At 58.7% G+C, this 23,393-nt stretch carries 15 protein-coding genes; 11 read left to right on the top strand and 4 right to left on the bottom strand.

All coding sequences use genetic code 11. The features are described 5' to 3' along the window. Positions 1-4: 4 nt before the first annotated feature. The 3 genes from HMPREF2971_RS07590 (at position 5) to HMPREF2971_RS07580 (ending at position 3,361) form a co-directional block, all read left to right on the top strand. Complete coding sequence (locus HMPREF2971_RS07590) at positions 5-694, top strand: ATP-dependent Clp protease proteolytic subunit (protein WP_012903382.1); 690 nt, start codon at positions 5-7, stop codon at positions 692-694. Positions 695-1,176: 482 nt separating this feature from the next. Further along, positions 1,177-2,544 carry an ATP-dependent Clp protease ATP-binding subunit ClpX gene (gene clpX, locus HMPREF2971_RS07585; RefSeq protein WP_070692263.1) on the top strand — a complete coding sequence of 456 codons (1,368 nt, stop codon included), beginning with the start codon at positions 1,177-1,179 and terminating at the stop codon, positions 2,542-2,544. Between the two features lie 175 nt (positions 2,545-2,719). Beyond that, positions 2,720-3,361: a DsbA family oxidoreductase gene (locus HMPREF2971_RS07580; RefSeq protein WP_070692259.1), complete on the top strand. Its 642-nt coding sequence runs from the start codon at positions 2,720-2,722 to the stop codon at positions 3,359-3,361. A 140-nt stretch (positions 3,362-3,501) separates the two neighbouring features. On the opposite strand, the gene HMPREF2971_RS07575 is transcribed toward HMPREF2971_RS07580, so the two are convergent. The 4 genes from HMPREF2971_RS07575 to HMPREF2971_RS07560 form a co-directional block, all read right to left on the bottom strand. Continuing rightward, the gene (locus HMPREF2971_RS07575; RefSeq protein WP_070692256.1) at positions 3,502-5,085 is read right to left on the bottom strand and encodes an LssY C-terminal domain-containing protein; all 1,584 of its coding nucleotides are present in this window, start codon (positions 5,083-5,085) and stop codon (positions 3,502-3,504) included. Between the two features lie 183 nt (positions 5,086-5,268). Then, entirely contained in the window at positions 5,269-5,670 is a 402-nt protein-coding gene (locus HMPREF2971_RS09325) for a hypothetical protein (protein ID WP_141754513.1), read from the bottom strand. A 557-nt stretch (positions 5,671-6,227) separates the two neighbouring features. Beyond that, positions 6,228-8,960 carry a valine--tRNA ligase gene (valS, locus tag HMPREF2971_RS07565; protein WP_070692255.1) on the bottom strand — a complete coding sequence of 911 codons (2,733 nt, stop codon included), beginning with the start codon at positions 8,958-8,960 and terminating at the stop codon, positions 6,228-6,230. Between the two features lie 19 nt (positions 8,961-8,979). Next, positions 8,980-9,294, bottom strand: coding sequence for a hypothetical protein (locus HMPREF2971_RS07560; protein ID WP_070692251.1), 315 nt, complete (start codon positions 9,292-9,294; stop codon positions 8,980-8,982). Between the two features lie 204 nt (positions 9,295-9,498). Between HMPREF2971_RS07560 and HMPREF2971_RS07555 the strand changes: the two genes are divergently transcribed. The 8 genes from HMPREF2971_RS07555 (at position 9,499) to HMPREF2971_RS07515 (ending at position 23,283) form a co-directional block, all read left to right on the top strand. After that, the gene (locus tag HMPREF2971_RS07555; RefSeq protein WP_070635105.1) at positions 9,499-9,813 is read left to right on the top strand and encodes a penicillin-binding protein; all 315 of its coding nucleotides are present in this window, start codon (positions 9,499-9,501) and stop codon (positions 9,811-9,813) included. A 140-nt stretch (positions 9,814-9,953) separates the two neighbouring features. After that, positions 9,954-10,754, top strand: coding sequence for an SDR family oxidoreductase (locus HMPREF2971_RS07550; RefSeq protein WP_049363086.1), 801 nt, complete (start codon positions 9,954-9,956; stop codon positions 10,752-10,754). Positions 10,755-11,300: 546 nt separating this feature from the next. After that, on the top strand, positions 11,301-13,076 hold the full coding sequence (locus HMPREF2971_RS07540; protein ID WP_070692245.1) for an LPXTG cell wall anchor domain-containing protein: 1,776 nt from the start codon (positions 11,301-11,303) through the stop codon (positions 13,074-13,076). Between the two features lie 242 nt (positions 13,077-13,318). Further along, entirely contained in the window at positions 13,319-14,326 is a 1,008-nt protein-coding gene (locus HMPREF2971_RS07535) for an NADP-dependent oxidoreductase (RefSeq protein WP_049356754.1), read from the top strand. A 554-nt stretch (positions 14,327-14,880) separates the two neighbouring features. Further along, entirely contained in the window at positions 14,881-16,884 is a 2,004-nt protein-coding gene (locus HMPREF2971_RS07530) for an adhesin (protein WP_070692242.1), read from the top strand. A gap of 297 nt (positions 16,885-17,181) precedes the next feature. Next, positions 17,182-18,969 carry a hypothetical protein gene (locus HMPREF2971_RS07525; RefSeq protein ID WP_049363096.1) on the top strand — a complete coding sequence of 596 codons (1,788 nt, stop codon included), beginning with the start codon at positions 17,182-17,184 and terminating at the stop codon, positions 18,967-18,969. A 524-nt stretch (positions 18,970-19,493) separates the two neighbouring features. Beyond that, entirely contained in the window at positions 19,494-21,332 is a 1,839-nt protein-coding gene (locus HMPREF2971_RS07520; protein ID WP_246825088.1) for a hypothetical protein, read from the top strand. A 349-nt stretch (positions 21,333-21,681) separates the two neighbouring features. Next, positions 21,682-23,283, top strand: a complete 1,602-nt coding sequence (locus HMPREF2971_RS07515) for an enoyl-CoA hydratase (RefSeq protein WP_070692235.1) — start codon at positions 21,682-21,684, stop codon at positions 23,281-23,283. Positions 23,284-23,393: the final 110 nt, after the last annotated feature.

The raw sequence follows: 23,393 nt of genomic DNA, 5'->3' as shown, positions 1-23,393 counted from the left end.
GGAGATGCACATGAACTACCTGCCGAACGATATCACCACCTCGGCGCCGGCTATGCCGAGCAACCGCTACGTGCTCCCCAGCTTCGAGGAGCGCACCCCCTACGGTTACAAGCGTCAGGACCCGTACGCAAAGCTGTTCGAGGACCGCATCATCTTCCTGGGCACCCAGGTGGACGACGCATCCGCTGACGACATCATGGCTCAGCTGCTGGTGCTGGAGGCACAGGACCCCGAGCGTGACATCACCCTGTACATCAACTCGCCCGGCGGCTCCTTCACCGCAATGACCGCTATCTACGACACCATGCAGTTCATCCGCCCCGAGATCCAGACCGTGTGCCTGGGTCAGGCGGCATCCGCTGCGGCGGTTCTGCTGGCTGCCGGTACCCCCGGCAAGCGTCTGGCACTGCCGAACGCTCGCGTGCTGATTCACCAGCCCGCTCTGAGCGGCCAGCAGGGCGGTCAGGCATCTGACATTGAGATTCACGCGAACGAGGTTATGCGTATGCGTGAGTGGACTGCACAGACCCTGGCACTGCACTCGGGCAAGACCTACGAGGAAGTTGACCGTTCCATTGAGCGTGACAACATTCTGACTGCGGCTGCTGCTCTGGAGTACGGCCTGGTCGACAAGGTGCTGGAGTCCCGTAAGCTGCGTAAGCCTGCGACCAACACCGCTATTTCCCACACCTAAACATTAGTTTTTGAGGAATACCCCGAACGTTTTTCGGGGGAGGGGCGGCATCGCTCCGTGTGCGAGCCTTCGGGCTGGTGCGCGGTGCGGTGCCGTCCCTTTTTGTGCTTTGCCGCTCCTTTTTGCCCTTGTCGGGTGGGGTGCGGCGAGGCAAGCTGATATATGGCGTTGACCTGCGCTTTCTTTGCGATTTCTTGCGGCGCGTTGCCGTCATACTCCGGCGTGTCAGCTTCCGCCGCCGTCATAAAAGACGCGCTTCGTCATATGCCCGGTAAGTCCGTCCATTTGGGGCGCGTAATTCTTAGTTCCGGGGTGAACTCCGGTAGCCTTAGAGAAGGAGAAAATTCGAGTATTTCATACCGTTTTCTCACTCAAGCTAGGGCGCCCACCACCCGCCGGTGCCCCTCCTGAGAAATCACCGCAGACATCAGGACGTTGATGCTCTGCACCGATTTCACCACGCCGATCGAAAGGGAATCTTCGTGGCCACAGACGTCATTGTGCCTCCCGAACAGCCCAACGCCAGCATGCGATGCTCCTTCTGTAAGAAGACTCGCGCGCAGGTCTTTAAGATTGTGCTTGGTCCGAACGTTTCGATCTGCGACGAGTGCGTGGAGCTGTGCGAAGAGATTCTCGCTGAAGAGCGTCTGAAGGTGAAGGCGCCCGCGGCTGCGCCCGCGCCTCAGCTGGCTACTCCGCGCGAAATTTACAGCTACCTCAACGACTACGTCATCGGTCAGGACGCGGCGAAGCGCACCCTGGCGGTGGCGGTGTACAACCACTACAAGCGCATCCACGATATTGATAACCCGGTGTTGACCTCCCGCATTCTTTCGGCGACCGCGGGGGAGCAAGTGGAGCTGGGCAAGTCGAATATTCTGATGCTCGGCCCGACCGGCTGCGGTAAAACCTACCTGGCGGCAACCCTGGCGAAGAAGCTGGATGTGCCTTTCGCCCTGGTTGACGCAACCACCCTCACCGAGGCGGGTTACGTGGGTGACGACGTGGAGAACATTCTGTTGCGCCTCATTAACGCCGCTGACGGCGATATTGCCAAGGCTCAGCGCGGCATCATCTACATTGACGAAATCGACAAGATTGCCCGCAAGGGTGGCGAGAACCTCTCCATCACCCGTGACGTGTCCGGTGAGGGCGTGCAGCAGGCGCTGCTGAAGATTATCGAGGGCACCGTGGCGACCGTACCCCCGGAGGGCGGCCGCAAGCACCCGGCGCACGCGAACATTGAGATTGATACCTCGAACATTCTCTTCATCGTGGCTGGTGCCTTCGACAATATTGACGACCGCATTGCAGCCCGCGTGGGTGCCGGTGGCATCGGTTTCGGTGCCGAGCTGGGCGGTTCCGTAAAGAACCCGCTGGACCAGATCATGCCCGAGGACTTGGCGCACTACGGCATTATCCCCGAACTGATTGGTCGCCTGCCGGTCATCTCGACCCTGAACGAGCTCAACGAAGAAGAGCTGGCTCGCGTGCTGACCGAGCCGAAGAACGCGCTGCTCAAGCAGTACCGTCACCTCTTCGCCTTGGACGGCGTGGACCTGGTCATCGATGACGCTGCGATCGCGGCTATTGCCCGCCTCGCCGCCGAACGCGGCACCGGTGCCCGCGGCCTGCGCGCCATGATGGAGCAGATTCTGCAGCCGATTATGTTCGACATCCCGGACCGCACCGATGTGGTGTCCATCGTCATCGGTGAGGACACCGTGCTCAACGGCACGGAACCCCGCTACGTGTTGCAGGCGCCCGACCCCGAAACCGAGACCACCCGCACCGTGAAGGGGGAGGCGAAGACCGCCTCCCTGAAGGCCGCGGACCGTCAGGCGGCATAACCGAATACTTCCAGCCGAACAGGCTAGGGAATAAAGAAGCCGTCGCCCCGGTTATACGGGGTGACGGCTCACTAGCAGGTACTGCTCTCGCTGGCATGTCCTGATGAGCGTGTACCGAAGAATAAGCGCCGGCTCATAGAAGCGGCTGGCGCAACCGTATGAGAGAGGAACACTCATGACTGAGAACGCACCCGCACAGATTGATTTCTGGTTCGACCCGATCTGCCCCTGGTGCTGGATTACCTCCCGCTGGATTGGCGAGGTGCAGAAGGTCCGTAATGTTGAGGTGACCTGGCGTCCCTTCTCCCTGTCCATGCACAACCAGGGCCGCGACCTGCCCGCCGACTACCAGGCAATGATGGACCAGTCCTGGGCGCCGACCCGCCTCATCACCGCTGTGCGCGAGCTGCACGGTAACGAGGTTATTAAGCCCCTCTACGACGCTCTGGGCGAGCAGATTCACCACAACGACAACAAGGCTGATTCCTACCGCGACGCAATCGTCAAGGCGCTGGAAGAGGTCAACCTGCCCGCAGAGCTGGTGGATGTCGCCTTCACCGACCAGTACGATGAGCAGATGCGCGCCTCCCTGGATCTGGCACTGGAGACCGTGGGCGGCACCGATGTGGGTGTTCCGCTGATTTCCATTAACGGCACCGCTTTCTTCGGCCCGGTCATCTCCCCGAGCCCCGCCGGTGAAGAGGCAGGTAAGCTCTTCGACGGCGCCCTGGCGCTGGCTTCCTACCCCGGCTTCTTTGAGCTCAAGCGCCCCCGTAACGTGGGCCCGATTTTCCACGGCGAAAAGGGTGAAGCCTAAGAAGCCTGCAATGTGCTGAGATTCCTGCAATGCGCGCAGGCCCGGTAGAGTCTGCGGCTGCAGAGCAAAAAAGTACCGCCCGATCATGTACTGACCGGGCGGTACTTTTCTATTCACTATGTTGCGCTGAAACGTGCAATCTACGCGCGGTGAGCGTTGCTTGCAGAGGTAGCTTTGCGTGCCTTCTGCGCATTGTGCGTCTTCTGCGCTTTCTGGGCTTTCTGAGCCTTGCGCTGTGCCCTGTGCTCGAGAACCTTCGGGTGCGTTGCGCGCTGCACGATCTTCGTATCGCGCATGTGGAAGGTGCGGGTTGCCGTGTACTGGACCGCCGCATCCGAGGTGAACGCCAGCATCGCAAACACCGCAACACCCAGCTGGAAGAAAATCGTGGACAGCGGCAGGGACTGGTGGCCCCACAGCACACCGCCGGTAATCGCTGCGAAGTTCAACGCAGTCAACAGCAGAGCCAGACGGCGGGCCTTCGAGGAGCCGCGTAGCGTGCTCCACAGCAGGAACAGGTGCACCGCCGAATAAATCGCCACGAAACCAACCAGCACCGTACCGGTAATGGTCAGCAGTACGTCGCTATCCACCTGGTCGAAGAGGTTCAGCAACTCAAGATCGTTGCCGGAGCCTTCCTCCAGTAGCTTGGCGCGCATTGCCGGGCGGCTGAGCGCCAAAATGACGCTGTTGACAATGTCGGCGAGGGTCACGGCGATGAGCATACCCGAACCGATCAGCAGGCTCAGCGGCATGCGGTACGCCAGGTCGTGCGCGCTGGAGAGGTGAATTTCTTCCTGTTCCTGCGGCTCCAGGCCCTCATTGTTCAGCACGATGACCGGGAGCGCGCCGTCCGTGCGGATCGCGTCACCGCCGCCGTTACGGGCGTGGTAACCGGAGGAAAAATCGTGCAGAATCTCAACGTGAGTTTCCGGGTGGGCGTACTGGATGGACTCCACAATGTAGTCGCGCTCAAAGTCGGTTTCAGCATCGATGCGGTGCGTGACCTGCAGGGTGAAGAAGCTGAAACCCACACCGGAGTCATACGTGCCCGCCGCCAACCAATCCACCTGGTGACCACCCGGCAACAGCCAGCCGTCCGGGGTTTTCCAGAAGCGTACGTGGTGGCGTTTCTCGGGGTTGCCGTCCACTTCCTTCTGGTAGGCGAAAGCCTGCGTCTTGCCGAAGATTTTCAGCGGGGAGACCGGCGCCTCCGCGTAGGAACGGCGGGTGATGGTGGAAAGAATAATCTTCCAGGAGGAGACGAGGGTGACGTCGTCAGCACGGGTCCAGCCTGCATCCTGCATGACCTGGTGAATCTGCTCCTCGGTACCAATCAGGCCGATATTGACCGGGTCGCCGAGCAGGCCGTCCGGGGTGCGGGTGCGCCCAATGAAGTAATCGGGCACGTAGATGCGGGTCATGATGGCGTGAAAACGCGGTAGCGTCAGGTACGCGGTGACCGCCCAGAAGATAAAGGCGATGGGCACGCCCCAAAAAGAGTGGCCGACCGTATTCGCCAGAATCATGAAGGTCAGCACGAGGGCGGCGACGCCGGCGAAGATAAAGAAGAGAGTGTCCCAGAAATCAACCCAGAAGCTACGCGGCACGAGGTCTTGCGCCGCACCGCGCGTGTCAATATCGCCACGGTAAACCGGTGGCGAGGTGACTGGGGGAGCAACATCGCTACGTATAGGCCGCAGGACGCGTTTTTGGTGGGACATTCCCGCCCTTTCTGCAACATAGTTAGGGTCTTTGAATATCCATAACTATAGCAAGGGGCAGGTTGTGTGAAGTATGCGTTCCGGGCAGGGCTTAATCGCTTGGCTCGATAGCCCCGCCGCGGAAAAACGCGGTACCAACGCGAAAGTGCTGGCGTTGCCGCGCGAAAGAAATAAAGGGTGACCCTACTCGGGGAGGGGCTTAGCCTCAACCGCAGCACGTGCGGCGGCAATGGAGCTTTCGTGGTGCAGCATATCGCGGCTTTCACGCATGAGGCGCACCCACTTGCGGGTCAGTTCCTCAAGTTGCTGAGCGGTCAACGAACCGGAGGCGATGCTCGCCTCATCGGTGGCGGCGCTGGTGGAAATGTGCTGATGCCACAGGTCGTACACTTCGTTGGTGTAGCTGTCACGTAGTGCCCGGGCGTGTTCGCGTGCCTGGCTGATGTATTCGTTCAGGCTTGCGTGGTAGTGCTGAAGTTGATCGGGGGAAATGTTTGCTTGCGCTCCTGGCGGTGAGCTCGGGGTTGAGCTCTGCCTCGCCTGGGGTTTGTTCGGTAATCCGGAAGAGGATGAGTATGAATTCATGAGGATATGGGGTGCGCCTACTTTGGCGCGGGTCAGAGTCAGGACGCATCGCTGCGCCTGACGGGTGGTTTATTGTCGTGCGGTTGGTCGGGGTATGTCTTGCTCGTACCGGTGATTTGTCTGTTGCTGAAGTTGAATAGAGGGTTGTTCCCGATGGTAAAACCCTCGCATCAACAATCATACATAAAGTGACAGTCAATCTCATAAGGTTGATTATGCTCTTTGCACATTGATGAACAGAAAAAGGGATTGAAAATACCACATAATCCCTACAGAACAGCAGACTAAAACCCACATTATTGGGGGAGGAGGTTGTGAAGGTGCTAGGGATGGGTACGGGCACCCGCGGGTACCGAATGTGTAAAGCCTCTAGTCAGAGTCGTAAAAGCGCCATACAAAGCACCGCCCGCAGTCGAGCATCACGCTCTCCGGGTACCTTGCCTGCAGAAACCAACGAACCGCAGACACAGAAAACGGGGCGGTACCGTCAATCGGTACCGCCCCGTCCTCAACACCAACTCGGTGTTATGTCACTAAGCAATGAACGTTAGATTCGATTACTCAGCTGCTTCTTCCACAACGAGTACAACGTCGCGAACCTCCAGCTCGCCCTCAGCTGCCACCAGGGACAGCTCACGAGCGTTACCGGCAGCCTTCAGGTCAGCCAAGCCAGCGGCAATGCGATCCAGCTGAGCCTGAGGAGCCGCAATAGTAGCGGACTCAACCTCGGTGCGCTGCTTGACCTTCGCGTCGCTCTTAGCCTTACGCAGACCACCCAGAGCCTCAGCAACATCCGGCAGGATCTGCTTGAGCGACTCAATCTGAGCCGGGTCAGCGTCCGCCAGGACCCACTGAGCAGAAATGCCAGCAGTCGGGTTCTGTGCGGAGTACTCAGCCAGCAGGGTGCCCTCCAGGATGGGCAGTGCCTGCGGCCACTCGGCGCGGTGTACGCTACCTGCACGCCACCAGGACCAAATCTCTTCGGTCACGAACGGCAGGAAGGGAGCGAACAGACGCAGCAGAGCATCCAGGGTGGTTGCCAGTGCGGCAAGAACAGAAGCCTGCTCCTCTTCGCCGCGAGCACCGTACGCACGGTCCTTAATCAGCTCAACGAAGTCGTCGGTGAAGGACCAGAAGAAGCTCTCGCAAATCTGCAGGGCACGAGCGTACTCGTACTTCTCAAACGCTGCGGTTGCCTCTTCAATCAGGTACGCCAGGCGAGCCAGCAGGGAGCGGTCCAGGGCGTTGATGAGCACGCGGCCCTGAGCCTGAGAAGTAATGACAGACTTCTCGGTAGCGCCCAGGTTCAGCACGAACTTGGATGCGTTCAGCAGCTTGATCGCCAGGCGGCGACCAATCTTCATCTGGCCTTCGTCGTAGGCGGTGTCAGCACCCAGGCGAGCGGAAGCAGCCCAGTAGCGCACAGCGTCCGAACCGTACTTCTCCAGAACCTCGTTCGGGACCACAACATTGCCCTTGGACTTGGACATCTTCTTGCGGTCCGGGTCGAGAATCCAGCCGGAGAGCGCGGTGTTGTACCACGGCACGGAGGACGCCAGGGTCTCCGCGCGAACAGCGGTGGAGAACAGCCAGGTACGGATAATGTCGTGACCCTGCGGGCGCAGATCCATGGGGAAGGTCTTCGCGTGCAGGTCCGGGTTCACACCCCAGCCGGTCGCAATCTGCGGGGTCAGGGAGGAGGTAGCCCAGGTGTCCAGAACGTCCGGGTCAGCGATGAAGCCGCCCGCTACGCCGCGCTGATCCTCGGTGTAACCGGGAGCAGCCTGAGATGCGGGGTCAACCGGCAGCATCTCTTCGGTGGGCAGAATCGGGTTCTCGTAGTCCGGCTCGCCCTCAGCGTCCAGCGGGTACCAGACGGGGAAGGGAACGCCGAAGAAGCGCTGGCGAGAAATCAGCCAGTCGCCATTCAGACCCTCAACCCAGTTCTCGTAGCGGCTACGCATGAAGGAGGGGTACCAGTTCATCTCACGGCCGCGCTCGATGAGCTTCTCGCGGCGTGCAGCGTCACGGCCACCGTTGCGGATGTACCACTGACGGGAAGCAACGATTTCGAGGGGCTTGTCACCCTTCTCGTAGAACTTCACGGGGTGGGTAATCGGCTTGGGGTCGCCGTCCATTTCGCCAGCCTCAACCAGCATTTCCACGACGGTCTTCTGTGCGGTGAAGACGGTGGTGCCAGCCATACGCTCGTAGCGCTCGCGGCCCTCAGCGGAGGTGATCCACTCGGGGGTTTCGCGGGAGAAACGGCCGTCGCGACCGATGAGGGCGCGGGTGTCCAGCTGCAGTTCACGCCACCAGGTGACGTCGGTGGTGTCACCGAAGGTACAGATCATGGCGATACCGGCACCCTTGTCGGGCTGTGCCAGCGGGTGCGCCTTAATTTCGACCTCAACGCCGAACAGCGGGGAGGTGACGGTGGTGCCGAACAGCGGCTTGTAACGCTCGTCGTCCGGGTGCGCCACGAGAGCCACACAGGAGGGCAACAGCTCGGGGCGGGTGGTCTCAATCCAGACCTTCTCGCCGTTGGGGCGGTGGAAGCTGATGCGGTGGTACGCGCCGGGGCGTTCCTTATCTTCCAGCTCAGCCTGTGCCACTGCGGTGCGGAAGGTGACGTCCCACATGGTCGGTGCTTCTGCCATGTAGGCGTTGCCTGCTTCCAGGTCCTTCAGGAAAGCGAGCTGGGAGACCTTGCGGGAGCGCGCGTCGATGGTGCGGTAGGTGCGCGACCAGTCAACGGACAGACCCAGGGTGGTGAAGAGGTTTTCGAAGACCTTCTCGTCTTCAACTGCGAGCTCTTCACAGAGTTCAATGAAGTTGTTGCGGGAGATACGCGGCCACTTTGCCTGGCTGCGGTCGGGCTTGGGGGTGCCGTCTGCCTTCCAGGTGATCAGGTCGCGGAAGGAGTCGTTGTCTGCCACGGAGGGGTCGCAGAGAACGCCGTAGTAGTTCTGAACGCGGCGTTCGGTGGGCAGGCCGTTGTCATCCCAGCCGAGGGGGTAGAACACGTTCTTGCCGGTCATGCGCTGGTAGCGTGCAATGACGTCGGTCTGGGTGTAGGAGAACATGTGACCCACGTGCAGGGAGCCGGATGCGGTCGGCGGCGGGGTGTCAATGGAGTAGACCTGTTCGCGAGTGGTGTTCTCGTCAAATGCGTAGGTCTTCTCGTCGGCCCAGCGCTGCGAGAGCTTCTCTTCGAGGCCTTCGAGGGCGGGGCGGTCGGGAACGTTAATCTGTACGGGCGAGTCTGAGCCCAAAATGTTTTCAGCCATAACGGCTATTTTCTCATATTCACGGCATTCTCTCAGCTCCGGGGGAATTCTGCGCTGTGCTTGCCTGTTCGTACTGCTTGATTGCGGCTTCTAGGCGCGCCAGGAGGTGCCGGTACCGGCTCACAAATTGTGCCCTGCGCACTGCGGCGCGTACCCCGCCGGAGGCGGTGAGCTCCTGCCAGCTGGCGGGGTCGAGGTAGCTCTGCCCGAGCAGTAGGTGAACTTCGGAACTGTAGGGGAGTCCGGTGGTGGCACGGATGCTGCGCGCCCGCTGCTGGAGGGTGCGGCGCTGCTCTTTAAGGTCGGTGATGTGCTGGTGCGGTGTTGCTGTCATGTGGAGGCTCCCTATATGAGGAGTAATTGGCGATTCAGTGACAAACTCGGTGGAAACGGTAATGGGGGAGAGACCCCCTAATATTGCTGCCCCTGATTACCTGCAGTGTATGCGCGAAAATCTGCAGTATCAATGCCCACGAATCCTTCTCAGCAGAGCGGGCGCGGCGTAGACTGAAGATACACGACCTTTGAGGAGTTGCCAATGAGTTCTCTGAGTATTTTTGGTTTGGGCACGTCTGAAACCGTTCTGCTGATACTGCACCTGGTGCTGGTTGCGTTGTGCATCTGGCATTTGACGGTGCGTAGCGGTTACGGTGAGGCGCGTATGCGTTTCGTACTGCCTCTGATTGCGTTCATGCCCGGCGCTGCGGTTCTTTATCTGCTGTCTGCGCGTGAAGGTACGGTCCCTCCGGACACGATTAAGACCGGCAGTAGCTCGCCCGTGTACTTTGAGCATCGCCTCGGGTTCCGTGACGGCGGCAGGAGTCGTTGGGGTTTGCCTCGTCGCCGCAAGTAGTAGGTGTGACAGCGTCTGTACCGTTCGTCCTGAATGGTGGCATTGTCGGCATCTATCTCGCTATCGAAAATTTCAAAATACATGCCCGCGGGTCTGCTCGAACAGAGCACCCGCGGGCATCACTCTACTAGGATTAAAGTATGACTGAGAACACCCACATTCCTGCATCTCCTTTCCTGCCCCATACCGGCGACGGCAAAGTTGCCGTGGTGACCGGCGCCTCCAGCGGTATTGGCCGAGCCACCGTGCAGCAGCTAGTAGCAAGCGGCTGGACCGTCTATGCTCTGGCTCGTCGCACCGACCGCCTCTACACTCTCTACGCGGAAACCGGCGCTCACCCGGTGACCTGCGACGTGACCGACGAGCATTCCGTCCGCTTTGTTGCCGAGCAGATCCTGGAGGAGCAGGGCACCATTGACGCCCTGGTCAATATTGCCGGTGGTGCTATTGGCGTGGATAAGGTTGCCGACGGCAAGCCTACCGATTATTTGAAGATGTACCAGATGAATGTTCTCGGTATTCTGCACATGGTGCGTGCCTTCGCGGAGGCGTTGCGCCTGAACGGTCACGGCACGATCCTGAACCTGACCTCCACTGCAGCCGAGCACGGTTACGAGGGCGGTGCCGGATACAATGCGGCGAAGTTCGGCGCTCGCGGCCTGACGGAGGCGCTCCGCCTGGAAGAAGCGGAATATAACGTTCGCGTGATTGAGATTTGCCCGGGCATGGTGCACACCGAGGAGTTCTCCCTAAATCGTCTGGGTTCCAAGGAAGCCGCCGAGCGCGTCTATGCGGGTGTTGAGAAGCCGCTGACCGCCGAGGATGTGGCGCAGACCGTGACCTTTGCGCTGAACGTTCCGCACCACGTGAACCTTGACCGCATTACGATTCGCCCGGTGGCGCAGCCCAGCCAGTTCAAGGTGATTCGCAAGGAGAGCTAAGCTTTGTGCTCTTGCGTCCGCTGATGCGGGGTTTTGTGTTTGCCTCGCCTGCATTCCTGATTCTTGGGATGCGGGCGAGGCTTTTTTTGTTGGTGCGCCCGGTAGGTCTGTGGCTTGTGTGGAGCTTTGGTCCGGGTGCCATGCGGGGTGGGAATAGGTGGGGGGAGAGGTATCAAGGAGTACTTGATGGAACTATAAAGTGGTACGTGAGACTTTAAGGTTTACTATGGTGAAATAGTTGGGGTGAAATTATCCATGGAAAGTATCATATTTTCTTCAAATGCAATCAAAATGTAGGGTTGCCGGCGTTCATATGTCAGTACATGACCACAAAACACCATAATTGGTCTGTATTAACTCTCAACTTTAGGGGTGGTTTTATAACGATTTCATTACAGTTACTTAAAGCGGGCATTAAGAAGGCAGAAGACTCAGAGTTGGGTGTTAGCCTTTTAGCAGTCACACCCATGTGTGAATCTGCGCGCCCCTCAAAGACGGAGGCACACCGCGTAGGTTCACCACCGATAATTCAGAGATCGAGGAAAAATGTCGAAGACTACCCGTCGCGTTTACAAGATCGCAGCAGCGGCAGCCTTTACTGCTGGTTCCGTGGCAGCAATCCCGGCAACTTTCGCGGCAGAAGCACCCGCTGATCAGCAGCAGCAGGTTGTCGACCAGAAGGCAACTGCTCAGACTTCTTCCCTGCCCGGCGGCAACGCAACCGAGACCCCCAAGGCTGAAGCTCCTAAGACTGAAGCACCTAAGGCTGAGGCAACCGAGGCTCCCAAGGCAGAGACTCCTAAGACTGAGGCTACCGAGGCTCCCAAGGCAGAGACTCCTAAGGCAGAGACTCCCAAGGCTGAAGCAACCGAGGCTCCTAAGGCTGAAGCTCCTAAGGCTGAAGCTCCTAAGGCTGAGGCAACCGAAGCACCTAAGGCTGAGACTCCTAAGGCTGAGACTCCTAAGGCTGAAACCCCCAAGGCTGAGACTCCTAAGGCTGAGACCCCTGCTCCCGCAACCCCCGAGCCCACCACTCCCTCCACCCCGGCTCCCGAGGCGAAGCAGGCTAACCCCTTCGTCTCCATCGAGAACGCACGCTTCTCCGGTGATGCGCAGTTTAACACCGTGAGCGTTGTTGGTACCGGCTTCTACGGCGAGAAGGTCGGCCCCGGCGTTCAGGTCAGCATCTACGCGCTGGATGAGAACCAGCAGATTACCGGTGACGCCATCACCACCGTGTCCGTGTCTGCGGACCAGATTCAGGATGGCTCCTTCAAGACTTCCTTCACTGTCGAGGCAAGCAAGCTGCCCGCCGGCGCTTCCTACGCTCTGGTTGCTGTGAGCAACCCTCAGGCTGCTCAGGCTGACCAGAAGCTCGTGGCTCTCTCCTCCTTCAAGGTCACCGAGTCCACCTCTCCCGAGGCACCCAAGAACAAAGAGACCCCCGCTCCCGTGACCCCGGCACCGGAGACCCCGAAGGCTGACGAGACCCCGGCACCCGAGGCTCCCAAGACTGAAGCACCCAAGGAAGAAGCTCCTGCTCCGGAAGCACCTAAGACTGAGACCCCCAAGGCTGACGAGACCCCCGCTCCGGAGGCTCCCGCAGCACCCGAGAACGCAACCCTCACCACCGAGGACGCTTCCCTGAACCCGAACGATCAGTACAACGTCCTGACCTTCAACGGCTCCGGCTTCACCCACGAGTCCGTCGCTAACGGTGTGCAGATCGCTATCTTCCGCCTGGATGCAAACGGCAACATCACCGGCGACGCTCTGGCAACCCACGACGTACCCGCTTCTGAAATCGTGAACGGCACCTTCCGCGTCAAGGTCAGCGTTCTTGCTGAACTGCTGCAGCCCGGTTACGCCTACGCAATGGTGGCAACCAGCGACCCCAACGGCCCGGTACACCAGGTTGCAGTCACCACCGCCACCGTGAGCGATGCGAACAACCCCGCACCGACCCTGCCGGCAGCTACCGAGGACGAGAGCACCACCGTTCGCGATAACGGCGACGGCACCACCAGCGTCTTCACCGCTGAAATGCGCGAAGACGGTTCGGTTGTCGTAACCGAGACCCGCATGCCCTCTTCTCAGGCACCCAAGGCTAAGGTTGGTAACGCATCCGCTGCTACCTCCTCTAGCTCCAAGGGCCACACTGTAGGCGTCTCCGGCACCAAGGGCTCGGCTCAGGCTTCCTCCTCCTCGAAGCAGCAGCTGGCACACACCGGTGCTGAGGGCGTTGCAGGTATCGCTGGCGTTGGTGCCGCAGCTCTGATTGCTGGTGCTGCACTGATGCTCCTGCGCCGCCGCAGCCTCTAAGGTTTATCCTTTCACATAGAGTCTTATGAAACGCCCTCGTGGTTTCCTTGGGAGTAAAATATTCCTGGAGACCGCGAGGGCGTTTCTGCGTGTTCAGAACAGTGGGAACAACGTGCAAAGCGGTATTTTGCGGAACATAACAATCGCGATAGTTGGACATGCCGGTGCAGATTTGTTTGTTGCGGGTTTCCTGAGCCTGTGAGTTTTGGAGTCCCGAGTCGGGAAGAAAGGAACGAGAAACGATGAGCGTGCAGGCGGTGCAGTATGACTGCTTTGGGCCCGTGGAGAATCTGAAGCTCGCGAACGTACCGGGGGAGAACCCCGAAGAGGGGCAGGTAAAGATTGCGGTGCGTGCGGTCGGCCTGAATCCTGTGGACTATAAGATCTTTGAGGGCTCTCCGCAGCTCAGGATGCTCTCGCGCGTCATGAAAATCAGGAACCCCCGCCGTTGGTTTGAATCAAAGAAATCGCAGTTCCCTCGTGGAGTAGGGCGTGATTTCTCCGGCACGGTGCTCGAGGTGGGGCCCGGCGTATCGGGTTACCATGTGGGTGACGATGTCTTCGGAACCATTATTAGTGCCCCTGGTCTGGGTACCAAGAGGGGATCTCTGGCTACGGAAATTTGCGTGAATACCGGTGATATTGCGCTTAAGCCCGCCTCCATTGATTTTGACCATGCCGCTGCAATGGGTGTCGCGGCCTTGACCGTGGGAGGCGCCTTCCGCCATATTGGCATGGGTGCGGGCGATACTGTGGTCATTTCTGCAGCCTCGGGCGGAATTGGGTCCACCGCCGTGCAGTATGCGGTGGCTCGTGGCGCACGGGTCGTCGGAATCGCGGGGGCTGCGAATGCCGAATTTGTTAGGTCACTGGGTGCTGTTCCGGTTGCCTACGGTGAGGGCGTTAGGGAGCGTGTGCTCAAGGCTGCTGAGGGTCGCGTGACGAAGTTCCTGGACTGCTATGGTGGCGACTACGTCAGCTTGGCATTCTCGCTGGGTCTGAAAGGTAAAGACATTGGAACTCTCGTTCCTTCACCCAAGGTCATTATCCGGGGAGCGCAGTTTACGGGCCCCCGCCACTCGGAACACGGGGATTTTGAAGCCCTAGCCGAGCTGGTTACCGAGGGAAAGGTGTCAATTCGGCTGGATCGCGTGTACGGGTTCACGATTGAGGACGTCCGTGCAGCATACCGCGATTTGAAGGCTGGCCATACGCGCGGCAAGAGAGTCGTTCGTATTACCGATTCATAGGGAGTTTATTACTGAGGGTGCTGGGGTGGGGTGGTGTAGCGGAATGATTTTGTCGACTTATTTTGTGCGTGGTTATTGGTACGCACGCTTTTAATCAATGTGCGGGAAAAGGCGCTGTGACCTGCATTTTTTCACTTAAAAGAAATAAATTAAATGCATGAATGTGCAGAATATTTTTATCTCAAATCCATTAAAACTGCATATGCATGCAATAAAACCTTGAACCTCAAGGGAGAGTTGAAAAATTTCGCCTAGTCCATGCAATTTGAATGCTCTTGATACTGTTCCGGAGAGTAAAAAATATTCCATGTGGGTTATTGCACAAGAAAATAGTCAGGACGTAAAGCGTATTTACAGCAATAACCTAAAAAGTATTGTTAGTGTGGAATTACCGATAAATAGAGCGATTCCCTTCGCGGCAACTTCCACCATTACATGAATGTTATGACTAGTCCGTGCGTTATAGCGTTCATTCCTGAAGAGGTACCCAACCATCTTCAATCCGTGGCACCCTCCGGAGGGTATCGTTCACACTCACAGAAAAGGTGTGTTCCATGCCCGAACCCGCTCACTCAAAAACCCGAGCAACAGCCGCCATTGCTGCTTCCGTCCTGTCCGTTACCGGTGTTGGTGCTGCGCACGCAGATGTGCAGGTGCAAAATACTGGCGGAATTGCTTCATCGACTGCGGTAGAACCCGACAATCCCCCCTCCGCAGCAAACGCAACCCCCATCGAAAACGTCGCTACCCAAACCTCCCCGCAGGTGTATGTGGAGCAGGGCGTCGTCATTAACCCGGCACGTTCCCAGAGCATCACCGTCACCGGTGAAGGCTTTACCGGCGGTGCCGTTGAACGTTACGGTGTGGCAGTGTACGTGAGCGAATACCGCCAGTACCCCCTCTACGCACTGGGCCGCGGCTCTGCAGTGACGATGACCCTCGTGCCCGAACTCGATGTGGACGGTGGCCGTTTCAGCACCCAGTTGACCCTGCCTGCAGGTACCCTCGACCCCAACCAGCAGTACGTCGTCGCAACTGCCGTGGTTGACCCTGCCAAGGGCTACGCGACGGAGGATCCCTCCTACAACTCCTCTGCACCGCTGGAGCTGCTGCCCGCAAATACTCAGGATGAGCCGCTGAATGCTCAGATTCTCTCGGGCCAGATGGAAATTCCACAGGAGAAGAACCTGGTGGTTTACAAGGTCACCGGCCTGGGTGAAGCGCAGGCATTTGAAGTGATGACCTACGTCTACGCCTTGGATAGCCAGGGTAACCGCATGCTGCTGGCTGTTTCTCCCGCGCGCGCCGACGTTGTGAACGGTACCCTCCTGGATGGCATTGAGGTGCCCGGATCCATGCTGGAAGAAGTTCAGAACGTCCACGAGAATCTGCGTTACGTGCTGAGCGTTGAGGTGGCTCCCTCTGCAGCTAATGGTTACACCGCCCAGGAAGTTGAGGTTCCCTTCATGAATGGTTGGAATGTACAGAATGGCTCCGCTCCGGTTGCCACCGCTGAGCGTGCAATGGCGGAGCAGGCACAGTTCAAGAAGAAGCAGTTCGAAGAGGAGGCGCAGCCCGAGCAGGTCGCCCAGGCTACCCCGAGCACGCAGTCCGCTCAGGCAGTTGCCGCGAGCCCCGTCGAGCAGTTCGACCACGTACTGCCCGAGAACGACCCGCGCCGCCACTACAGCCTGCCGCGCAACACCGTTTTTGACCGCGTCCACGACACCACCGAAGAACAGACCAACAACACCGCTAACCCCGTGATGACCGCCCGCCTGCACGTAGAAGAAACCGTAGTTCCCGAAAACGATTCCGCAAAGACCCTGACCCTGCGTGGAGAGGGCTTCACCGGCGTCAGCTCGGTGCACCTGATGGTTAGCGCTATCGATGAATACGGAGTGGCTACCGGCGGCGTGATTGCGTCGGCTGATGTCTCTGAGATTGACGACTCCGGTGCTTTCACCGCACAGGTGCAGATTCCCGGCTCGGAGCTCAAGCCCGGCACCACCTACCGTGTGAGTGCTGTGGCGGAGGATGAGCAGGGCACCGTGCGCATGGTCAACGGCGGCTTCACTGTCGAGCGCGATAGTGCGGATAACGCGCCCGCAACCCCTGAGCAGGATGCACCCGCGGCGGATGTACCTGCGGCTGAAGCTCCCGCAGCTGATGCCTCGGCACCTTCTGAGTCTGCTACTTCGGAGCCTGCTCCGGTGGCTGATCAGGCTTCCGCTGTCGAGCAGAAGGCGGGGGAGAGTAGCACTGAGCAGAAGAATGACGCTCCGGTTGCTACCCAGAATGCCTCCCAGAACGCCCCTGCTCAGAACACTTCCGCACAGAAGGGTGATGCCCAGAAGAGCGATGCTCAGAAGGTTGAGGCACGGGCGTCTGGCTCTCAGAAGGTTGCCGCTGCTACCCAGCCGAAGCGCGAGCAGCTGGCGGCTACCGGCGCCTCCAATATGTTGGTTATTAGCGCCGCTGGATCGCTGTCGCTGCTTGCTGGTATGCGTTTGAGCCGCCGTCGCCGTAGTGAGATGCGGCTCAGTTCTCGCCGCTAAAACGGGGCAATTATTGCCCCACTAGGCAAAACGTGCACATAGATGTAGGGACGTCCGAAATGCAAGATTCGGGCGTCCCTACATCTTTAACTTTTTCTAAGGTTATACCTATAATTTAGAGTGCTGTTATAGACGGTACTATCACTCTTTATCACCTCGTTCACCCGGGGTGAGGAGTCGCTGTGAAGCGCCTCCGGTCACCGATATGAGAGAACCGTTATCCTGCGCCTACTTCCGACCTTTGGGCGCAGGAATCACACGACGATTCATCACACTCACTCACGAAAATAGGTGACCATGTTTTCCACGCAGCGAACTGCTCGCGGCGCGGCGCTAGTAGCGTCTGCCGCCCTCGGTTTGGGTGGCTCCGTCGCGCCTGCAACTCTGGCCCCCGCTACCTTCGCCTCTGCCGCTCACGCGCAGACTCAGCAGACTCCGAAGCCTGAACTTCCCGTCGCCGTTGCCGCCGATGTGGTCAGCCACGACTTTACCCTGAACCTGGTTGCTCAGAGCAATGATTACACCCTGCTGTCGTTGACCGGTGTAACTTCTTTGGAGAATCTGAGGGTTCGCCTGGTCGCTATTTCCGTTGACGATGGTATCGTGGCGGCGATGACCGTGCCTGCCTCCCAGATGACTGCCTCTCTGAACGATGAGGGTGCGCTAGAGGTCAGTATTCACCAGCGTCTGAACGTTGAGCAGCCGTATATGGTTGAGGTGCAGAACCTGAGTACCAAGGATGCTATTTCGGTTGAGTTCATGCCTGAACAGGGTGCGACCGTTGACGAGATTCTGGCGAGCCGCCAGAACATTTTCTTCCCTGACACGCCTGGCGTTCCCCGTGCTAACCGCGTGGAGGCGAATCCCGCCCCCGAGGTGTCCGCAAGCCCGAGTGCATCCCCGAGCGCCGCGAAGGATAGCCCGCGCCCGACGGTCGCCCCGGCACCTTCTGAAGCGCCGTCTGCATCGCAGAGCGCTTTGGCTCGTCCTTCCGCGAGCGCATCCGCTAGTGCGTCGGCGAATGCCTCGGCGAGCGCGTCTGCTGCTGATGCGGCGCCCGCTGAGGTGACCGAGGATCGTCTGCTGGTGCATTCCCGTTCCGATCAGGCTCCCGCGGAGACTCGCGAGGCGACCCTGGAGATTTCTACCGCAGAACTGCGCGGCTCGGATGAGCTGCAGCCGATTAGTGTGCGCGCTAGGAATGTGGCGGAGAGCGGCCTGGGTTATGACGTGATGGTCTTTGAAATGCCCGCTGACGGCGGTGCGGTGGGTTCGCCGCTGGCGACCACTCACGTGAGCCCGCAGCAGGTGATTGATGCTTCTTTCTCTGCTGATTTGAAGGTTCCCGGAACCTCCTTGCATGCGGGTAAGCGTTACCGCGTGGTTGTGGTGGGCGGTGACTCCACCGAGGAGCTGAAGCTCATGGCGACTAGCGCTTTTGGTGTGAGCGTGATTCAGCGTGCTGTTCCTGTTGATCCGGCTCCGAAGCCTGCGAATACTACTGCTCGTCCGGTGATTTCTGAAGTGAATCAGCGTGTGGGTTCTTCGGCGCCTTCGGGCCGTGTGAACGCTGTGGACTCTTCAGATGCCTCTGCGGATGCTCAGGATTTGGTGACTGATTCGGTTGCCAAGATTCCGTCGGTGGATAGCGCCCTGGGTTATATTGTGCAGGCGCAGCAGTCGGCGCGTGCGATTACCGCGCAGGCTCGTAGTTCTGTGGCTGAGACTGCGGTGGTTCCTTCGACGATGGTGATGTCTGGTTATGCGGTGATGTTGCCGGGTCGTACCGTGGTGAACCTGCTGGGTTACCAGTCTCCTGAGGGGGAGACGGTGACTGTTGCTTCGCCGCAGGAGAATGTGGGTGCCGCCGGTTCGGGTAGTTTCTATACGCGTAGCTCGAAGTCGCGCGGTGATTCTTCCGGTTCGAAGCTGGAGGCGAGCGCTCAGGATAACGGCCCGCTGCCGGAGGGTACCTTGCCGCTGAGTATTGCTCTGCTGGGTTCGGTTGCCTTTGTGGGTACTGCTGTGGCGGTGAATGTGTATCGTCGTCGCCTTGAGGGTGCTGAGGAGCTGGGTGCTGAGTAGTTTAGTGCATCCGTTTCTTGGTGCTGTTTAGTGCTGTGAGGCGTGTGGGTGGCTCCTTGTGGGGGAGTTGTTGAGTGGGAGGCGCTCTGCCGAGTGCGTGCCGTGTGGGTGCGTGTTTGGTGGGGCGCCTTCTGCATGCCCCTTCTGTGTGTCCGAGTGTTGGCTCTGTTATACAGCGGCTCAATTCTATAGTGGCCCTGTTATACAGTGGCTCTGTTATACAGTGGTTCTGTCGCGCCTTGGGCGGTGTAAAAAATCTTTTAGTGCACTGCTGGGAATATTTTATGGCATTCGAATTTTACGTTATTTATATCTCAGTAAAGTATTTAATTCCCTTTTATTTCGGTAATTATTGCGACATAAAGTTTTAGCACATGAATGCAATGCAACATTTAGTGCAATATCCGTGTTAGGCTAGGGTGTAACCGACGTACTGGTGCGCAAATACTTGGATAGAAACACCGGGCTTGTGGTGAGCCGCCCCTAGTCCACGCTTTGCGCCTACATCGATCGAAATGGCACACATGACTATCACTCGACTTCCGAAACGCATTCATGCTTTTTCGCTTGTTGCCGCTCTAGGCGCAAGCGCTTTTGTGCTTCCTGGCGCCTCCGCAGTAGAGGCTGAAGCAATTAACGTGAATGATTGCCTGGCGGCTCTGGTTAATAGCGAATTTAATTCAAGCTGCCCCTACGAAGACCTTGAAATTGAGGTCGATACCATTGAGATTCAGATTCAGTCCATCAAGGACGGTCAGGCAACCATTAAGCTCGCGCCCCTCTATGAGGGCGGCTACGTGGGCGATGCCTCTAGGGTGTACCTGGTAATGCAGTACTACGACGCCACTGGCACGTTGCTTGGGTCTGACACCTACGAGCCCTCCGCAATGCAGGTTGAGCGTGCGGACGACGGCTCGATGCTGGTCACCTTTGAGATGCCGCAGATGCCCCAGGAAGGCTACTACTCCATGAGTGCCATGGACCTGGTGACCTCCGATGCTGGCTACGGCGAATTCATGATCTCTGAGGGCTCTCTCGTGCCGCATACTATCCCGGTAGAGGACGACTCTGACGAGGTAATGGTGGATAAGAAGGAAACTGCCCACCAGGTGCCGACCATTGACGAACTGAAGACGCTGGATAAGCTCCGCGAAGAGGAGCAGAAGACCCAGCAGTCTGCAGACCAGAAGGGCAGTAAGGACAAGGTTAAGACCGAGGTTCCCTCTGAGTCCGCTGAAAACCCCAACCTTGAAACCCACACGCAGAAGCTGGAGCAGGTCCCCGGCGGCTCCACCTCTTCGCGTGATACCCAGACTCTGAGTGCTACGGAACTGAAGGTTGCGTATGCTGAGGTTCGCTCCGATAAGGAAACCAAGCCGGTCACTATCAGTGCTGCGCGCGTGCCCGCGAACGCGGCTGGCTACGACCTGATTGTGGTTGAAACCGATATGAGCGGCAACCACAAGGGTGATGCGCTGTCCATTACTCGCATCAGCTCTGACCGTATCGTGAATGGTTCCTTCAAGGAAGAGATCGGCATGCCCGGCTCTCTGCTGAAGACCGGCTCCGTGTACACCGCCTACCTGGTGCGTGCCGACGATACTGAGTACGCAGAAGAAGTCGTTTCGGTGCGTTTCAAGGTCAGCGGCGAGGCGACCGGCAGCGCAACCTCCTCGACGAAGGATGAGTCGCCCCGCCAGGATGCCAGCGCATCGCTTACGCCCAGCACTACCGCGGCTGAGGCAACCGGCGGCACTCAGGGTAGCCCCTCCGCCGCTACTAGTGTCGTCTCCAGTAACGCCGTCTCGACTCGTTCTGACGCAACCCAGTCGGGCTCGGGTCAGTCTGCCGCGAGCGCACCCCGCTCCACCCTGGATGCGGTGAGCGCCATGTCCAAGGCTAAGGAAGCGAAGGCTGAGCGTCAGCGTCAGGCTCTGCAGACTTTGGCTCAGGCGCGCACGATGAGCCCGCGTTCGGCTTTCGAGCCGACCCGCACTAACCAGGTTTCGGCGTATAGCTCGGGTTCTGACCCGGCGTCTATTGCTGTTGCGGCGAACCTGGACGCTCTGACCGATGAGGAAAAGGCGGCTTCAACGAAATCCGGTAATGGTAATAAGGGTTTTACTCCCGTCATTCACTCGGAGCCTAACACTCGTTCCGCTGCGGTGCACTCGAACACCACCCAGGTGTACTCGAACGCTGACCGTCAGGACGGCGTGAAGGCCGCGGTTTCCACTGCGGCACCTGCGAGTGAAGAGGTTGCTCAGCATGGCGTAGCTTTCTGGGCTCTTGGCGGCGTTGGTGTGGCGCTCGTGGTTGGTGCCGCCTGGATGGCTCACCGCCGCGGTTTCTTGGGCGGCTAATGCGCTAGTCAGGCGTTTTCTGCCGGCCCTGTATAGTATGTTTTTCGTTTCATGAGGAATGCTCGCCCCCGCTATCTGTAGGTGCAGATAGCGGGGGCGAGTTGCGTGTTCAGGGCGTTTGTTCAGGGTGTTCAAAAAAACTCTACCCTCGCGTGAATAAACCTTAAGGTTCGTGATAGGGTTGAAATAACCGATAAATAGATGCGAGCTATTGTCAGGTCTTCTTCACCTGAAATATGAAGCGGAGTATGGTACGACGAATCCGGGTGTATGGCGCACTCGGGGGTCCGCGCGGCACATGAGGAACGGGCAGTAGCAAGCACATTTCCACCATGAAAAGACGCATTGCATGAGTATTTATTCAGCGAAGCACCGTATTGTCACCGCAACCGTTTTGGCTGCGGGGCTTCAGTGCGGGCTTGTTGTACCCTCTGTCGCAACGGAAGCACCCGTCACGACGCACTCTGCCGTGCAAAAAACCGCGACCTTGAACGCGAACCAGGCTGAAGACAATCAGGAGGCACAGGGCGCCGCCTCCACCATCACCATGAAGGCGCAGCTCAAGGATGGCGGCTATCTTCTACGTTGGACGGGTTTCCCTAAAGATCTGGAGGCCTCCAGCGTTCTGGTTGACGTGAACTTCTACACCCCTTCCGGTGAGTACGGTGGCTCCGTCCTGGAAAGCCCGACCCTAGCTGAGGGGACCAAGGAGGGGGAGTTTCGCCTCCTGATGAGCCCGGCGACGGACTCTAACGTCGTGTACGTGATTGTTCTGGAGGATACCGCGCACGGTGTCTCCTACGAATTCTTTGTCACCGAGCGGGGGAACCGCCTGGTTGAGGCCGCTGACCCGCGCAACGGTAAGGCAAAGCCTACTGAACCGCCGGTCGACATTGAGCGTGAAGAGGCAGAAACCGCTGAGGCAAGTGCCACCCCAAGTCCCGAGGCGGTAAACCTGCCTTCGCCGACCGCTACGTCGTCCACCGATACGAACGGTGACACGGTTCGCCGTACCGTAGACAACCTGCAGAACAAGGATTCTGGCCAGTACGTTATCTCAGAAGACAATAGCGTGTATGACCCGATGAATCAGCGCAAGGGCAAGGCGCACATGTCTATTCAGGATTCGCAGGGTGACTCTCAGGATGATACGAAGCCTGTCACGGTCCGTGCCACGAACTTCCCCCAGAATGACAAGGGTTACGACCTGATCGTCATGGAAATCGACTCCAACGGCAACACCGTGGGCGATGCGCTCGCCATTGTGCACGTTGGCCCGGAATCTATTTCTGCGGGTGCGTTCGAGGCTGTGATTGGTGCGCCCGGTGCGTCCCTACAGATCGGTAAGACGTACCTGGTGGCGGCTTTTGACGCTGCCGGTGACGGTAACCTTCAGCTCAACACGGTGCGTTTTACGGTGACTCAGGCGTCCTCTGAGGGCGGTGGATCATCGTCCAATTCTTCGTCTGTGAACGAGGAGAAGCCGGTTACTGTACCTTCCGCGTCTGCCTCTGAGACTGCGGATGCACCCGCTGCGGGTTCTAAGTCTAAGACCCGCGGTATTCAGGCTGATACCGCCATGGCTCCGGGTACTAATGACGCCACGATTTCTGTTCCGCGCGCTGCCGGTAGCCCTGCCACCGCGTCTTCCTCGGCGCTGGGGTACCGCACCGGGGAGGCGCAGCCTGTTGAGGTGGCGACCCCCGAGTCTAATTTGCCCTCGGGTACCGATTCGGCGGCTCAGTCTCGCCGTGCCGCGATTCTGAACGGTTCTTCCTCTCAGGTTCGTACTGATCCCGGATCGCCGAATGGTGTGAAGGCAACGGAGGCGCAGATTACCCGCAACATGGATAAGAGTTCGCCGCTTCTGCCGATTTTGGTGACCCTGGGTGGCGGTCTGATTCTGGGTGCTTTGGGTATGTCACGTATGCATGCTTCGAAGAAGGATTAGTCGCGTAGGGGGTGGGGGAGTAGCGGCCCCTGTTGCCTGTTGAGGTGTGCTGGTGCGGGGTGGGTTTATTGCCCTGTCAGTGTGCTGTGGGGTGGTTTGTCACAAAACGG

Source organism: Rothia sp. HMSC066G07, from assembly GCF_001814485.1.
Taxonomy (GTDB): domain Bacteria; phylum Actinomycetota; class Actinomycetes; order Actinomycetales; family Micrococcaceae; genus Rothia.
The sequence above is the reverse complement of the archived record's forward strand: the minus strand, read 5'-3'. Positions and strand labels throughout refer to the sequence as shown.

Coding starts and splice junctions, on each gene's coding strand:
- HMPREF2971_RS07560 (WP_070692251.1), bottom strand. CDS start 9,294: ATGACAGCAACACCGCACCAGCACATCACCGACCTTAAAGAGCAGCGC.
- HMPREF2971_RS07520 (WP_246825088.1), top strand. CDS start 19,494: ATGACTATCACTCGACTTCCGAAACGCATTCATGCTTTTTCGCTTGTT.
- HMPREF2971_RS07530 (WP_070692242.1), top strand. CDS start 14,881: ATGCCCGAACCCGCTCACTCAAAAACCCGAGCAACAGCCGCCATTGCT.
- HMPREF2971_RS07550 (WP_049363086.1), top strand. CDS start 9,954: ATGACTGAGAACACCCACATTCCTGCATCTCCTTTCCTGCCCCATACC.
- valS (WP_070692255.1), bottom strand. CDS start 8,960: ATGGCTGAAAACATTTTGGGCTCAGACTCGCCCGTACAGATTAACGTT.
- HMPREF2971_RS07575 (WP_070692256.1), bottom strand. CDS start 5,085: ATGTCCCACCAAAAACGCGTCCTGCGGCCTATACGTAGCGATGTTGCT.
- HMPREF2971_RS07525 (WP_049363096.1), top strand. CDS start 17,182: ATGTTTTCCACGCAGCGAACTGCTCGCGGCGCGGCGCTAGTAGCGTCT.
- HMPREF2971_RS07590 (WP_012903382.1), top strand. CDS start 5: ATGCACATGAACTACCTGCCGAACGATATCACCACCTCGGCGCCGGCT.
- HMPREF2971_RS07540 (WP_070692245.1), top strand. CDS start 11,301: ATGTCGAAGACTACCCGTCGCGTTTACAAGATCGCAGCAGCGGCAGCC.
- HMPREF2971_RS07580 (WP_070692259.1), top strand. CDS start 2,720: ATGACTGAGAACGCACCCGCACAGATTGATTTCTGGTTCGACCCGATC.
- HMPREF2971_RS09325 (WP_141754513.1), bottom strand. CDS start 5,670: ATGAATTCATACTCATCCTCTTCCGGATTACCGAACAAACCCCAGGCG.
- HMPREF2971_RS07515 (WP_070692235.1), top strand. CDS start 21,682: ATGAGTATTTATTCAGCGAAGCACCGTATTGTCACCGCAACCGTTTTG.
- HMPREF2971_RS07555 (WP_070635105.1), top strand. CDS start 9,499: ATGAGTTCTCTGAGTATTTTTGGTTTGGGCACGTCTGAAACCGTTCTG.
- HMPREF2971_RS07535 (WP_049356754.1), top strand. CDS start 13,319: ATGAGCGTGCAGGCGGTGCAGTATGACTGCTTTGGGCCCGTGGAGAAT.